The 16,056-nt window shown below is 39.3% G+C and carries 9 protein-coding genes; 4 read left to right on the plus strand and 5 right to left on the minus strand.

All coding sequences use genetic code 11. The annotated features are described in order from the left end of the window. Positions 1-64: 64 nt before the first annotated feature. The gene (locus DWW91_RS03530; RefSeq protein WP_122326964.1) at positions 65-1,237 is read left to right on the plus strand and encodes a family 16 glycosylhydrolase; all 1,173 of its coding nucleotides are present in this window, start codon (positions 65-67) and stop codon (positions 1,235-1,237) included. A gap of 10 nt (positions 1,238-1,247) precedes the next feature. Next, positions 1,248-3,401, plus strand: coding sequence for an alpha-N-acetylglucosaminidase (locus DWW91_RS03535; RefSeq protein WP_122326965.1), 2,154 nt, complete (start codon positions 1,248-1,250; stop codon positions 3,399-3,401). A 55-nt stretch (positions 3,402-3,456) separates the two neighbouring features. On the opposite strand, the gene DWW91_RS03540 is transcribed toward DWW91_RS03535, so the two are convergent. The 5 genes from DWW91_RS03540 to DWW91_RS03565 form a co-directional block, all read right to left on the minus strand. Next, positions 3,457-5,058: a glycoside hydrolase family 31 protein gene (locus tag DWW91_RS03540; RefSeq protein WP_010800951.1), complete on the minus strand. Its 1,602-nt coding sequence runs from the start codon at positions 5,056-5,058 to the stop codon at positions 3,457-3,459. Positions 5,059-5,316: 258 nt separating this feature from the next. Further along, positions 5,317-6,810, minus strand: coding sequence for a RagB/SusD family nutrient uptake outer membrane protein (locus DWW91_RS03550; protein WP_122326966.1), 1,494 nt, complete (start codon positions 6,808-6,810; stop codon positions 5,317-5,319). 23 nt (positions 6,811-6,833) lie between these two features. Beyond that, entirely contained in the window at positions 6,834-10,268 is a 3,435-nt protein-coding gene (locus DWW91_RS03555; RefSeq protein WP_122327081.1) for a TonB-dependent receptor, read from the minus strand. A 220-nt stretch (positions 10,269-10,488) separates the two neighbouring features. After that, positions 10,489-11,469: a FecR family protein gene (locus DWW91_RS03560; RefSeq protein WP_122326967.1), complete on the minus strand. Its 981-nt coding sequence runs from the start codon at positions 11,467-11,469 to the stop codon at positions 10,489-10,491. A gap of 120 nt (positions 11,470-11,589) precedes the next feature. After that, positions 11,590-12,135 carry an RNA polymerase sigma-70 factor gene (locus DWW91_RS03565; RefSeq protein ID WP_046146011.1) on the minus strand — a complete coding sequence of 182 codons (546 nt, stop codon included), beginning with the start codon at positions 12,133-12,135 and terminating at the stop codon, positions 11,590-11,592. 347 nt (positions 12,136-12,482) lie between these two features. Between DWW91_RS03565 and DWW91_RS03570 the strand changes: the two genes are divergently transcribed. Both DWW91_RS03570 and DWW91_RS03580 read left to right on the plus strand, forming a co-directional pair. Then, on the plus strand, positions 12,483-14,453 hold the full coding sequence (locus DWW91_RS03570) for a TlpA disulfide reductase family protein (protein WP_122326968.1): 1,971 nt from the start codon (positions 12,483-12,485) through the stop codon (positions 14,451-14,453). A 1,078-nt stretch (positions 14,454-15,531) separates the two neighbouring features. Further along, on the plus strand, positions 15,532-15,996 hold the full coding sequence (locus DWW91_RS03580; RefSeq protein WP_129698021.1) for a hypothetical protein: 465 nt from the start codon (positions 15,532-15,534) through the stop codon (positions 15,994-15,996). The last annotated feature ends 60 nt before the right edge of the window (positions 15,997-16,056 follow it).

Below are 16,056 nucleotides of genomic sequence, written 5' to 3' on the forward strand. Positions count from 1 at the left end.
TTTGCATTTTTAAGAAAAGGCCGCTTTTAACTGCGGCCTTTTTTCTCTAATAAAACTAAATATCATGAAACACTTGTTTTACACATTTCTCTCCGGTTTACTTTTTATAAGTAATATACTACCTTCCAATGCTCAGGACTATCCTCCCAACCCGTTGGAAAAAGAAGGATACCGCTTAATTTTCCATGATGAATTTGATGGTAAAGAAATTAATACCGATAAATGGATTCCGGAGTATTTGCCGTCATGGCCTAAAGACAGATCCGTTTGTACCCCGACTTATGAAATGAAGAATGGTATTATCAGACTTATCATTGACAAGAACTCAAAGAATGAATTTGATAACGGTATGTATATTTCCGGTTTCATGAGTGCCAGTCGTACCGGGCTGCATCATTATGACCCAAAGAAAAAAGCACTTCACCAGATAAAAACCGAAGCAACTCAGATCAATCAGTACGGATATTACGAAATGCGTGCCAAGATGCAGGATGGCGGAGGTGTTCATTGTGCCTGGTGGCTCATCGGTTTCGAAGACGATCCGAATCAAAGTTGTGAAATCGATATATTCGAAATACAGGGAACTGATGTCAATCGCATTTGGGCAACAGTACATAGCTGGAAAGATTCTACCATTCAATATCATACGGAACATCCGTGGTTTGCCAATAAAAAATTGGCAGAAGAATTCCATATATATGGCTTCGACTGGACACCGGAAGGTGTCACTGTTTATGTCGATGGCATACAGGTTATGAAACATAAAGCAGCGATTACCTATCCGCTCATCCAAATCATTTCTTTTTATGATAACCGGAAAGCCAAAGATGGTTGGACAGGTACTTATGATCCAACCATTCCCTATCCTAAAAGTTTTGATATCGACTACATTCGTATGTACAAAAAAATACCGGAAGGATACAAGAGCATTCCGGAGAATGATTTGTGCATTACCTCTATCGAACCTGCCTGTTTACAAGTTGCCGAAGGGAAAGCTACTTTACGGAATATTGACGGGCACATTACCCGCGAATTGTTATATACACCTTCGTTTGTCAATGTACATTATAATGACGGTACTACAACTCAACAATTTGTGGAATGGGAACCTTTAAATAAGGAAGCCTTTGAAAAAGTTCAAAAAGAAGGAACTGTTATTGTAGATGGCCAGATCAAAGGATTACCGGAGTCATTATTGAAAGGGCAAAAAGCTACGTTAATCATCACTATCAAATAAGATTAATTCTATGAAAATAATTCATCTCTTATGTTTACTATTCATCGCGGTGATAGCCAAAGCTGCATCACCCGTCGAGGCTTTGTTGGAACGCATTGACAAAGGAGCTTCCGGTAAATTCATTATCGAACAGATCAAATCCCCGGTCGATTTTTTCGAACTGGATCAGAAAGGAAACAAAGTCGTCATCCGTGGAAATAACCCGGTAAATATAGCGGTAGGATTAAACTGGTATCTGAAATATCATGCCGGAATCCATCTTTCCTGGAATGGCATGCAAGCCAAGCTTCCGGAAGTTTTACCAGCTGTCGTCCGAAAGGAACGTCATGAAACAGATATGAAATATCGCTACGATTTCAATTATTGCACCTATTCATATACCATGGCTTTCTGGGATTGGGAACGTTGGGAAAAGGAAATCGACTGGATGGCTCTGCATGGAATCAACCTGCCGCTTGCCATGGTCGGGACGGACGGCGTCTGGTATAATGTACTTAAAAAGTTAGGATACAATAAAGACGAAATCAACGAGTTTATTGCCGGCCCCGGTTTTCAGGCCTGGTGGCTGATGAATAATCTGGAAGGCTGGGGTGGACCGAATCCCGACAGCTGGTACAAACAGCAGATCACCCTGCAACAGCGTATTGTAAAACGGATGCGCGAATACGGCATTGAACCCGTCTTCCCCGGTTATTCGGGAATGGTTCCTCACAATGCAAAAGAAAAACTGGGACTGAATGTTTCCGACCCCGGACTATGGTGTGGTTACCACCGCCCTGCATTCCTGCAACCGACAGATCCCCGCTTCCAGGAAATAGCCTCCCTGTATTATAAAGAGCTGAACAAACTCTACGGCAAAGCTAACTTCTACAGCATGGATCCCTTCCATGAAGGTGGAAGCGTAGCCGGAGTAGACTTGGATGCCGCGGGAAAAGCAATTATGCAGGCTATGAAGAAAAACAATCCGAAAGCCGTATGGGTGGCACAAGCTTGGCAGGCAAATCCACGCTCTCAAATGATTGAGAATCTGAAAGCCGACGATATGATTGTTCTCGACCTGTTTTCCGAAAGCCGCCCGCAATGGGGTGATCCCGAATCTACCTGGCATCGCAAAGACGGTTTCGGCCAGCACGACTGGATTTATTGCATGTTGCTGAACTACGGCGGCAATGTAGGTCTGCACGGCAAGATGGCGCACGTGATCGACGAATACTATAAAGCCAAAGAAAGCTCTTTCGGCAAAACATTGCGTGGTGTAGGAATGACAATGGAAGGAAGCGAAAATAATCCGGTCATGTTCGAACTGTTGACGGAACTCCCCTGGCGCCCGGTACATTTCGATAAAAATGAGTGGCTTAAAAACTACACGGTAGCCCGTTACGGAAAAGCGAACCCAACCGTGCAGGAGGCCTGGATTCTCCTAAGCAATTCCATTTATAATTGTCCGCCGGAAAATACGCAACAGGGTACTCACGAATCTATTTTCTGTGCCCGCCCTTCCGATCATCCTTATCTGGTATCGAGTTGGTCTGAAATGAGTGACTATTACAATCCGGATGACGTTATTCGTGCCGCAGCCATGATGGTTTCCGTAGCTGACCAGTTTACAGGTAATAATAATTTTGAATACGATCTGGTAGACATCGTCCGCCAGGCCATTGCCGAAAAAGGTCGTTTGGTGGAAAAAGTAGTGGAAGCCTCCTTTGCCTCCGGTGATAAACAGCTTTACAATACAGCTGCCAACCGTTTTCTGCAACTTCTCCTGTTACAGGATGAGTTGCTGGGAACCCGTCCAGAATTTAAAGTCGGAAATTGGATCGCCCGGGCCCGCTCTCTCGGAAATACCCCGGAAGAAAAAGACCTGTATGAATGGAATGCCCGTGTACAGATCACGACTTGGGGGAACCGCAATGCTGCCGATAAAGGCGGTTTGCGTGATTATGCCCATAAAGAATGGAACGGTATCCTGAAAGACTTCTATTACATGAGATGGAAAACATGGTTCGACTATCAGAACGAATTACTGGATGGCAAAAAGCCGACTGCAATCGATTTCTACGCATTGGAAGAACCCTGGACAAAATTGACGGATTCTTATTCATCCGAACCGGAGGGTGATTGTATTTCGACTGTAAAACGTATATTCAAAGAAGTATTTAACTAGAAATATATTTTGAGAAAAATCCCCGGGAACTATATTTATTCTCGGGGATCTGTTTTTATTTAATCTTTTCAAACCAGGGTAACCTTTCCAGCGGAACTTCTATCTCTATCGTTTTAGGGCCACGGAACTTTTTACCGGTATCGTCTTTCCATTGCCCTTTGGGCAACATTACTTTGCGTTTATGTCCTTTTGTCACGATGGGAGCTACTAAATATTTATCACCCAGCATGAACTGATCTTTGCAGTCGATAAATCCCTGATGTGGGAAAGCATATTCCATATGGCGGAGAATTGGTTCACCGGTCTCTGCAGAATGACGAGCCTGTTCCAAAATGTAACCACCCATTTTCTCATGCAAATGAGCGTAATCACGGCAAATAGCCAGGTGTTTTTCATCCAGGATACGCCAGGGCGCAACGGAGAACTGCATCATCGGCATCAGTGTATGTACCTGACAGGAACGAACAATCAACTCCTGGTCCAGCTTTGTCTGGTCTACTCCCAGGAAAGAACCGAACTGGCCTCCGCCGATCATGTCAGGGCAAGCATAAGCGTACCCTAATAATCCGGCAGCAATCATATCAGGAATCAGGAGTCCTACTGCATTCCAGGAATAATCCTTATCTCCCAGACGTTGTACTAAAGCCTGTCCACCCATTTTCCAACCGGCACGGTATTCATTGAACGGAAAGTCCAACCCGATTTTGGCCCAGTATTCACACATATCCACGGAGGTTGCAGCCTTGTCATAGAATTCTAAAGTCGGATCATTATAATGACCGATGTCACCGGCATCAAACTTAAATCCGTCTACTCCATATTGTTCCTGCATATTGCGCAATTGTTTTTTCAAATGCTCCGCGGCAGCAGGATTACTTAAATCATAACAAGCACTATAACCGTTCCACCAGGGGATAATTGCAGCTTGTTTAGTCCCTTTCTTTTTGATCAAATAGCCTTTTTGTTGTAATTCCCTGAACTCAGGACTGTCAGGGCTTACAAACGGACAAATCCATAGCATGATGCGGAATCCGTCTTTATGTAACCGATCGATCATTCCTTTCGGATCGGGGAAACGCTCCGGTTTGAAATCAAAATTACCGTAATATTTCTGCCAGTTGTCGTCTACCATGAAAACACCGACCGGAAAATTATTCTTCATTATGTTATCAGCATATTTCAATATATCTTCCTGATTCTGATTGTACATCAGTTCAATCCAGGTATTGTATTGAGGCATGGAAAAAAATAATGAATCCGGTAACTGTCCGGAAGGAGGAAAATGTTTTGTAGAGGCTGCCATATAAGCATCTTTCAACGTATTTCCAGCCAATATCGGTTCCAGGCTTTCATAATCTGAAAAGATTTGCAGATTTCCATTCTCTAGTTTGAAAGAGAAAGGCTTGTTACTCCAGATATATCTTCCTTCAGAAGATAAAAGAAGAGGAACATTCTGATTATTCAGATTTTCAGAAGCAAGATCGAATAAGCGGATATCGTCTTTAAAAGGCATCTGGGACCCGAGGGCAACTATGCCTCCCCACCATTTTTCACCTTTTAAGGATGTGATTTTTGATTCGTATTTACTTTCTGCCCAGCATGATAATGTAAAAAATGCTGCCAGAAAAAATAGAAGAAGTGTTTTCCTTGAATGCATAGCGTTATTATTAAAAGTTTTATTCGAATACTTCTACAAAGATACATTTTACGGTTGGAATATAGTCCTTTTCCGATTTTGCAGAATAAAAATTATTATGAAAGAATATTTGTGTATCATAACGAAAAAGAGAGGTATTCAGCGTATGTGAACAATATTTACTATGATAAAATAAAAAAATCTTTATGCAGTATTATTGATTTCTAACAATACTGCACAAAGATCTTATAGAATCAATAGTTACTGATAAGCGTACTATCAATAACCCGGATTCTGGATAACAGTACCCTTACTTTCATTAATAATGGACTGGGGTAACGGCATCAGGTTCATGTAATCCTGAGCGGTTACAGATCCTCTGTATTTACGGGCGTATTCAATGTATTTACCATGACGGATCAAGTCTGTACGGCGAGCACCTTCAAACCATAGTTCATGACCACGTTCTTCCAGTACTTTTTCCAGAAAATCATCGACACCTTTGATATCGGAGAGATTATAGGTAGAAATACCAGCACGCGAACGTACCATATTTAATAAGCTGACAGCTTCTTGCGTCACAGCATTACTATTACGGACAATAGCCTCCGATAATAAAGTAATTACATCTGCATAACGATATACGATCCAGTCTATCTGGCTTTCTTCACCGGTTGCTGCAGGGTCTTCTCCGTATTTAACCGGCATCGCTCCTGTTTGTAATACAGTACCCGGATTTTCTTTATTATAAAGTTTACCATCTGTCCCAACAAATTCACCGACCAACACTTCTAATCGTTTATCGTTTTTATCGAATGTTTCATAAAAGTCCCATAAAACGCGATAACCACCCCATTTCTGGATGCTTTCATTCTTTGTCGGATACTGACTGGAGAGAACATGAGCCTGCCAAAGTTGCTGATTTACACTGCTGCTACAGATCGCAGCCCAGATCGTTTCAATATTTCCTTCATTTTCCAAAGTGAAAATATCCTTGTAATTATTCATCAGTCCATATCCATATTCCGGTTTCATCAATTCCCGTCCGCATTCTTCTGCTTTTGCCCAGTTATTTTCATGCATATACAGTTTCATTAATACTGTATAAGCCAGACCTCTGGTAAAACGTCCGTAGTTGCTATCAGATGATTTGTAAGTTGCAGGTAACACCTCTATCGCTGCTTTCAGATCATTCTCAATGAATGCGACCATATCTTCTTTGGATACGCGGGATATAATTATTTCCCCTAACGGATTATTCAACTGTTCCAATGTCGGTATCTGAATGGGACCATAAAAATCGTATAATATATAAGCTAACCATCCCCGACCACAGAGGACTTCAGCCTCTAATCGTTTTTTAGCTTCATCTTTCATTTCGATATTTGATATACGATCTAGAGCTAATGTCATTTTCCCAATATAGTTGATATAATCTTTATAGATTTTTGTTGGGCAGTCGGATGATGGAGTAAAATTTACTTCCAATAAATCAGGCCAGTAAACATCATTCCACTGACAATAACCTATATCAGTCGTCATTTCTCCAATAACATGAATGCCACCGTTAGCTGCTGTGAAAAGACCGCTATACCAACTTGAACGAAAGGGGGCGTAAGCGGCAGCTGTAACTAATGCATTGGCATCATTTTCGTTAACGGGGAAGATATTCGGATTAATCACATCATACATTTCTGATTCCAGATTTGTACAAGAGGGTAAAAATGCGGTTGTTGTCAACGACAAGGATAATATATATAGTAACTTGTTCATATTATACTCAATTTAGATTTTAATTAAAATGTTATATCTAATCCAAGGCTGAAACTCCTAACGTTCGGATAAGCCCATACGGAATTGTCTGTTTCCAGGTCAAGCCCTTTGTAGGGAGTAATTGTGAACGGATTATTGATATCTGCATACACACGGATATTAGATAAAACTTTCTTTGACTGTTTCATCGGTATCGTATATCCTAAAGTAATGTTACGGCAACGGATGAACCAACTTTTTTCAAGATAGTAGTCACCAATCTTACCCGTACTTGTGCTTCCTGCAGAAACCGGACTCTTATCCTGAAAGTATCCCGGACGAGTTGCCGAAGTATTATCGTGAGACCATACATCTTTAGATGAAACAGGCATATTGTACCCCCGGTACATATTTACAATACCTGTCATACCATCAGCTCCGGTTAACCACAAGTCTTTATAAGAACCTATATTCCATAGGGCAAACTGTCCGTAGAAATAGATATTGAAATCAAAATTCTTATAACGTAACGTATTGTTGAATCCTATCATATATCCAGGATCTTTACTGCCATAAATAACCATATCTGCTTCATCAATCTTCCCATCAGGTTTACCACTTTTTACCGGAATACCGTATTTATCAACTTTTAGTGTACCGTCTTCATTATATACATAACCATCCAAATCCTTGATCTTTACCTGACCAGGTACTGAGCCTGCCATCCAGTCTACAGTTTCTCCTTCCTGGATTAAGCCATCGGACATGTATCCGAAATAGTAACGGATCGGTGCATCGTACTGTGAATAAGCTGCCGGTTTCCATGACGCATCACGAGTTTTCCATTTATCACGATAAAAAGAGAATGTAAAATCCGAATTCCAACTAAAATCTTTTGTATCAATATTCTTGGTATTAATTGTCAATTCAAATCCTTGACTTTGCGTTTCACCTATATTAGCGGCAATTTTGCTTACTTCATTATAAGATAATAATGTGCGTTCGCTCAGCAGATCTGATACGACTTTATGATAGTATTCAGCCGTTACATTCAAACGGTTATTGAAGAAACCTAAATCCAAACCGACATTCCATTCAGTAGTAGTTTCCCATTTCAGGTCAGGATTACCCATTTGGTCCAGATAAACACCGACTGACTCAGTTCCTCCAAATTCATTATTATTGCCGGTTTTGTAATAGGAAATCGCCTTATTACCAATATTGGAATTACCGGTCTGACCATAGCTCAGACGTAATTTACCATTCGATAGTACGTTTGTTAACGGACGCATAAATTCTTCTTCAGTAAATCTCCAACCTAAAGCAACAGATGGGAAATAACCCCAACGGTTATTTTGGGCAAAGTTGGAAGCCCCATCGGCACGTAATGTGGCTGTCAGTAAGTAACGATCTTTGAAAGAATAATTTACGCGACCGAAGAAAGACGCCATTTCATCTTTGGATGCAGAAGAACCAACACTAGGCTTCGGATAAGCTCCTGCTCCCAGATTATTGTATAAGAAACCGTCAATAAGAAACTGACTGTTTCCTGCTGATAAAGATTCATCAGTGAAACGCTGAAAAGAATAACCGACTAGTGCATTCAAATTGTGATTACCAAATTGTTTTGCATAGTTGGCAGTTAATTCTAACAGATAATCTGATTTATCATACTGGGCAATATCTGCTTGCCCGTCTTTTTTAGCTCCATAAAGAGTTGTTTTAGGCAAATACACCTTGTGTTTCTGATAATTACGATCAATGCCAAGATTCGCTTTTAAAGTCAAATCTTTGATAGGCTTTACTTCTATAAAAGAAGTAGCCAGTAATCTTTCCTTGGTCGTTTTGTCTGTTATGTCAAGTAATGAAACCGGATTCGGTAAAAATGCAGCTTCGTCATTTAAAATATATTCGCCGTTTTCATCTCTAATGCCTAGAATTGGATTAAACTGAGCTGCAGCCACCATGATACTGGCATTTTCATTTTGTCCGGAACCTAATGGGACATTGTTCATCTGATTTCTTGACAATGTCAGATTTACACCGACTTTTACATATTTGCTGATTACCTGTTCCAGATTCATGCGACCTGTATAACGTTCCATATCATTATTCTTCACTACTCCGTTTTGCTTGAAGAAGTTACCGGATATTAAATACTTTGTCATATCAGTTCCACCATTAATTGAAATATTATGTTGGGTCTGAAAACCTGTACGGGTAATTTCATCAAACCAATTTGTATCATTTGTTGGATTACTAATCTGAGCATCTGTATAACGTGGGGTATAAGTAGAAGAGGCTTCCGATTCATTTTTTCCTCCATAAATACCTATTTTATTATCCTTCATCCATTGTTCGTATTGATAGCGATTAGACTGGATCATAAAATCTTTTGCATCCAGCATATCGTAAGAATTAGCGAGGGTTTGAACACTGGCTGTTCCTGAATATGTAACAGTGGGAGCACCGGTCTTACCTTTTTTAGTAGTTATAATGATTACACCGTTACCTGCACGTGCACCATAAATAGCGGTAGAGCTTGCATCCTTCAATACTTCGATAGACTCGATATCATTCGGATTTATAGAAGCCAGGATATTATCGGTTGTTCCGCTTGAATATTTTCCTGTTTTGATTTTATCCTCATTAGGAGTACTTATGGGAAAAACATCGATAATAATCAACGGATCATTACTTGCATTAACAGAGGCAGCACCGCGAATACGGAAATTTGTACCTCCACCAGGTTGTGCACTTACAGCGCTCACCTGCAAACCGGCAGCTTTTCCGGCCAGGGCATGGCTGATAGTCGAAACAGTTCCCACCGGTGCGTCATCCATTTTGACAGAAGCAACAGCACCTGTCAGGTCTTTTTTCTTCATCGTGCCATAACCGACGACAACAACCTCCTCCAGTGCTTGTGTATCTTCTTTCAATAATACATCAATTATACTTTTACCCTTTACTGCTATATCTTGTTGGATATATCCTATAAAAGATATTTGCAATACGGCATTTTCCGGAACCTCGATCGAATAATTACCGTTTACATCGGTAGTTGTTCCGTTGGTTGTCCCTTTTTGGATAATGTTTGCTCCTGCAATCGGTCCAAAAGTATCATTCACTGTACCGGTTATTTTGCGGTTTTGTTGTATTATGCCTGTTACAGGTGATGATATTTCTGTCGTTAATACTATATGGCGATCTTTAATGGTATATTTCAAACCTGTTTTAGTGGCGATAGCATCCAGAACATCCTGGATATTTGCATTTTTCTTTGTAATAGAGATTTTCTCATTTTTGTTTATCTCTTCCAGATTATAGAAAAACAGGAATTCAGACTGTTTTTCTATTTGTTTCAGTACATATTCCAGTGTCTCATTTTTAATAGAAAGACTCAATTTGGTGGTTTGTGCATAAGTTGCTGCTACCATTTGTGATAGACAAACAATAAGCATTAACACGGTTAGCTTCATAATTTTAATAGTTCTTTTCAGGTTTACAGAAACAACTATACGTTGATAATTCATACTTTTGATTGTTTTAAGATTAAACACATTTTCCACGGCAATGGAAGTTTAATTGAATCACATACTTTAGAAAAGAATATCCGGCAAGATATTTTTTCCCTTCTTTTTTAATTACTTACGTTATCCATTCATACTATTGAATTTAAAAGTTAACTACTCTTATAACTTATCTTTCCGAAATCGTCACATGATGGTCGTCAATCTTATATTTGACCGGAATAGATAAATTTATTATTTCCATAATATCTTTAATACTCTGTCCCCGATAGAAAGTTCCGGTGAAAGTACGCTTATTCAATGTCTTAGAACTTACAGCAAACTCTACACCATAAACGTGACTAAGACGATCTAAAATTGCTTTTAGACTTTGTTCATGAAAATAATAATAACCGGAAGTCCACGATACAAATTGCCGGGCATCCACTTTTCGAAGGATAGCAGATTCTGTATTCCGGTTATATACAAACTGCTGGTTGGATTCCAATATCGTTTGTTTAGCAATATGCATTGTTGTCAGACGAACTGATCCTTCCAGCAACGTAGTGATTGTCATAGAATCCATTGGATAAGCCATTACATTGAACTTGGTTCCAAGGGCTTCGATATCCTGTTCTTTTGTCTTTACAATAAAAGGTTTATTCTTTTGTTTGGCGACTTCAAAATATGCCTCACCTTCCAGATATACAATACGTTTATCTTTTCCAAAATTCTTATCATAATGGAAAGTCGTTTTTGAGCCAAGACTAACATGTGTACCATCTGGTAACTCTATTACATCTGCCTCCAGGCCGTCACCTCCTATATACTTAGAATATAAAGTCTTGTCGTCATCACGGATAAATAAAAAGAAAACAGAACTAATCGCCACAGCTATCAGGGCCACCGCTGCATAGCTACTTATTTGGTACCAAAGATTGAACCGGCGAGTTTGTGAATTTTTCTTTTTATTAAGCAAACGGTGCCAGCTGGAAGCCGTATCCAACGGTTTTCCTAAAAACAGACCGGCATCATATATTGCTTTGATTTCAAAGAATGTCTCTTTGTTGGAGGCACTCTCATTCACCCAATCGTAAAAAAGGTCTGTTTCTTCTTTGGAAAGATTACCTTGCAAGTAACCTATAACTAACTCTGTATAATCATGTTCCATACTTTTTCCCTGTAATTCGTCGTCTTTAGTGACTTAGTCCTTTATGAACTTATAACGAATGGGACATGAAAAGTACTCACACGAAAACAAACTTTTTTTAAAATAAAAAAATGCCCCCTTTTAAATCAAGGTAAAAAGATAAAAGAATAAATGAGAACAGTGCTTACGGAGGTAAAGCAAGGAACGATACAATTGGTTCTCTACCGTACGGACAGATAAACCCAGTTGTTCAGCGATCTCAGCAGCTTTCATTCCTTTCAGATAAGAGAGACGGAATATTTCCTGGCTTCGTTCTGGTAATTCCGTCACTTTCTTCATTAGAAGCTCCAACAAATCTTTCCGCATGAAAAGTTCGTCGGACGATTCGAAATAATCCAGTTCTTCCAATTTTAGCTGTACAGCACGGCGGTCAAGTATCTCCTGCTCCATGTTAGAACGACGCAGATGGTCGATGCAGGCATTACGCACAGCTACAAAAAGAATCCTTTTCAAATCGTCATCAGGAAGAAGGAAAACCTGCTTATCCCATAATTTCAGGAAAACATCATGCACAATATCCTCTGCAAAGAATCCGGAGACAAACTTGCCCGCAAAACGAAGCAACATAGGCGCATATTCCATATATATGCGCTGATAACAATTTGTCGTCTGATCTTTTACTTCCATTTTGCAAACTTATTAAAAATCTCGGAAAACGCCCTGTCCCAACTCTATTTTAACGCTATACCCTTTATAAAACACCTATATACATCTGCCGAAAAAATTATTGAATCCTCCAATCTGTACACTAATCGGGGCAATAGCAACCATCCATCAAAATATTCAACTACAGGAATTAAAATTCAAAGGCAGCAAGCAACTAAAAGATAAAATATCTGTTAAAGCCCCCATAGTAAACAATAAAATAGGATAAAAACAGAATAATACCATACCCAAACAAGCTGTTTATAACTACTAAAACCTATCTTTAGCCTTATAAATTAACGAAAGGATAACATTTAAAACATTCCGATATGAAAAAACAAACAGTCATCCTATTCTTACTTCTGGGTCTCAGCCATACAGCATTCGCCCAACGCGTCATTGAAAACCCTGCTTATGAATTTAAAAGCACAGGTATCAATACGATCACTCAGATAGAGCGAAACAAAGAAAACACACGGGTACAAGTACATTGCGAATTTATTCCCCACTGGTGGATTTCTTTCGACAGTACTACTTACATCAAAGATGCGGATACCGGAAAGAAATATTTTCCGACCGGAATCGAAGGAACCGAGTTCGGTAAAAAAACATTTATGCCTGATTCCGGCGACTCCACATTTGTCCTGATCTTTCCTCCTTTCGATAAAAAAATGAAGAAATTCGATTATATCGAATCAGATACTGGAGAAGGTTCAATCTTCGGAATCTCACTGAAAAAAACAAAAGATCAGAAAAAGAAACCGGTGGAAGAAAGCATATACGGGACATGGGAAGATATGGAAAAGCAGCTGGCAGCAGAAGCTGATCCGTCGACCGGTTACGGAACCGACTTCTTCCGGAAAGACACAGCCCATTTACGCGGTTTTCTAAAAGGATACGATCCCAGAGCCGGCTTCAGTACCGGCATGATTTATACTGGTAACGAACTAACCCGCGAAGACTATCCGACTGTCATACAAATCCATCCTGACGGACGTTTCGAAGCTGACTTTCTTTTAAATCATCCCTGGGAAGGTTATATCTCTTTCAAAAGGACTTCCATTCCATTTTATATCGAACCGGGAGAAACCTTATTTATTTCTCTCGACTGGGAAGACTTCCTGATGGCAGACCGATATCGCGATCGCCGGTATGAGTTTAAAAACATAGATTTCAAAGGAGCCTCAGCCGGAATAAACAAAGAACTTAACAAGTTTAAAGTGAATACTTTCAATTATCGGAATTTCGAAAAGCAACTAAAAACTCTTGCCCCGGCGGAATTTAAACAACAGCAATTGAACGCTTTGAAAGAGGCTGATAACTCACTGGCAGAAAAGCTGAAACAAAATACTATTTCAATCAAAGGCCAGCAATTACTGAAAAATAAAATACTTCTATCATTTTACGGAGCTTTGTTTGATTATGTTATGACACGAAGGTATTACGCCTCTCAGGACTCTACCAATGAAATCCTGAAACAACCGATTCCGGATGATTATTATAACTTCCTTCCGAAGATAAATAGTAACGACAAAAGTTTACTTGTCTCGAATATGTTCAGTTCTTTCATCAACCGTTATGAATATATGGGACCTTTCAACAACGCAGATATGACATTCACCCCCGAGAATAAGCTTGAAATGTTTAGCAAGGGATGGTTACGCAAAGATTCTGTCTTACGGAATGAATTGCAAGTCACGCCCGGTCTGCTGTTTGAGATTGCAAAAACCCGTTCGCTGAATTATGCACTAGAGATGCTTACACCCAAAGAAGGACATTTGCTGGCTGAAGAAATAAACAACAGTATCTCAGAGCCTTTCCTGAAAGAAGAAACGATGCGTATGTATGCCAAGAAATTTCCAGAAGGAGAAAAACAAGCCTATAAACTTCCGGATGGGAAGGCCACGGATATTTTCCGTAAAATGACAGACCCGCACAAAGGAAAATTCGTTTTAGTCGACTTTTGGGCTACTACCTGCGGACCTTGTATTTACGGCATTAAACATATGCAGCCACTAAGAGACAAATATAAAGGAAGTCCGGACCTCGCCTTTGTCTATATTACAGATACAGGCGGTTCTCCGGAAGAGTCTTACAATAAATTTATTTCGGAAAATGATATGGGTGACAACTTGTTCCGTTTGCCGGAAGATGAATACAACTATCTGCGTCAACTATTCAAATTCAATGGCATACCTCGTTATGTCATGCTGGATCGGGATGGGAATGTGGTCGACGATAATTTCCCCGGACACAACGCAGAGTATGAAATACAAAAGTTATTCCCGGATAAAAAGTAAACTGTCCCAAAGAGTTCATCCTCTTTGAATATACCCGTTAAAAGGGTTTATCAGGGTTATTTTTATCAGAAATGAAACATTTCTGAAGTTGACAGTTGACTCACAAATAACAGTTATGTCGGCTTTCAATTGATTATCAATATATCATTATTCTATCAAATCAAACGATTAGATGTCTTTATGATAGCAAAACACTTATTTAAACAACCAGTATATTCATCCATATTGCCTATCTAGGATAATTTTATATACATTTATTAACAAAGCATCCGACTTTATCTGTTCTTCAAGCAAAATATACTTCATTTAAAACGGAATTTATATTCGTTTTAAATGAAGTATATTTTTATTATGGTTGAAAATTTACTCGACATAAGCTAAAAAAACGTTAATAAAACAAGAAAAAAACTCATTTTTCGAATTTTCGAGGGGATATTTTCATGCTAAAGAGCATGTTTTATTTCTGAAACAAGGAATATCACAGATACTTTTCCAATATCTTTTATTTTGCAAAATCACCATCAATACAGCAGATAGCATCCGCCATGTGTAATACGATATTATTATAACGCATATCACACCATTATTCCGACTTTTTGCACATTCCATCCTTCCCCACAGTCGCATAAAAGCTAACTGTACAAAATACCACCCCATACAGCTTATTCAGAAGGTACCTTATATAGCATTTTGTCAATTTAGGACTATCAGAGAAAGTTGTTCATATTTTATCAGAATTGAAATTATTTGCATCGAGACTTATCCTAAAAGCTCTAACTGCTATAAGTATCTCTACTACCAGTATCAATTCATCTACAAATTTTGAAGTGTATTTTATTGCATCCTTTAATTATTATCGTACATTTGTCATGCATTTCCTATATCTCAGGCGGGGAAACCTGCCAATTTCCGTGGCGGGCATTTTTATGTCCGCTCACGAGCATTCTATATGGCGGTTCCGTACCCCCGTGTAGAATGTTAATGCATCTACTCTGCCTGAGGTAGGAAATGCAACGGGACAGGCGGAACCGCTCTTATATTTAGAAAATCTTCGCCTTCACATCTAATATTAATATGTATGGAAACAGAATTGTTAACTGTCCAACAAAGTGAAAAGATGCAAAAAACAAGTGGCAACCCATCTCCTTTTTCCGAAGAAGAATTGAAAGAATTTTACCTTAAATTTGCCCGTCTGGTTAATCCGAATGCCTGTTCTGCCAATCACAATGATTTTGAAGTGCTAAGTATCCTTCGCAAAGATTTAAAGAAAAATCTCGGAATACTTTGCAAGTATACACAGCATGCCTGGGATGAGGGAATGCCGGAAATACAAATGGCTTGTGGTGCCTATTCCGTACAGGATACCATACAAAAGAAAGAACGGATGGAAGTGAATGTTTCTTTGGGAAAACATTTACAGTTCCTTGCTCAGATGGCAGCAGCCAGTTCGGTTGTAAGAAGGATGCATACGGAATACACCCGGCATTTTATTAATGTGGAATATCTTTTGAGGAAAATAGAGAAAGATAAGAAGAATAACTAAGTCTGCGTTTATTTAACAGAGGCTTGAGTGAACTTGTTCTACAAATGCTCAGGTATAAAT

Source organism: Parabacteroides sp. AF17-3 (assembly GCF_003635445.1).
GTDB lineage: Bacteria > Bacteroidota > Bacteroidia > Bacteroidales > Tannerellaceae > Parabacteroides > Parabacteroides goldsteinii.

Bases quoted from the DNA above. Each gene is read 5' to 3' on its own strand.
- DWW91_RS03530 (WP_122326964.1), top strand. From the start codon at position 65: ATGAAACACTTGTTTTACACATTTCTCTCCGGTTTACTTTTTATAAGT.
- DWW91_RS03535 (WP_122326965.1), top strand. From the start codon at position 1,248: ATGAAAATAATTCATCTCTTATGTTTACTATTCATCGCGGTGATAGCC.
- DWW91_RS03540 (WP_010800951.1), bottom strand. From the start codon at position 5,058: ATGCATTCAAGGAAAACACTTCTTCTATTTTTTCTGGCAGCATTTTTT.
- DWW91_RS03550 (WP_122326966.1), bottom strand. From the start codon at position 6,810: ATGAACAAGTTACTATATATATTATCCTTGTCGTTGACAACAACCGCA.
- DWW91_RS03555 (WP_122327081.1), bottom strand. From the start codon at position 10,268: ATGAAGCTAACCGTGTTAATGCTTATTGTTTGTCTATCACAAATGGTA.
- DWW91_RS03560 (WP_122326967.1), bottom strand. From the start codon at position 11,469: ATGGAACATGATTATACAGAGTTAGTTATAGGTTACTTGCAAGGTAAT.
- DWW91_RS03565 (WP_046146011.1), bottom strand. From the start codon at position 12,135: ATGGAAGTAAAAGATCAGACGACAAATTGTTATCAGCGCATATATATG.
- DWW91_RS03570 (WP_122326968.1), top strand. From the start codon at position 12,483: ATGAAAAAACAAACAGTCATCCTATTCTTACTTCTGGGTCTCAGCCAT.
- DWW91_RS03580 (WP_129698021.1), top strand. From the start codon at position 15,532: ATGGAAACAGAATTGTTAACTGTCCAACAAAGTGAAAAGATGCAAAAA.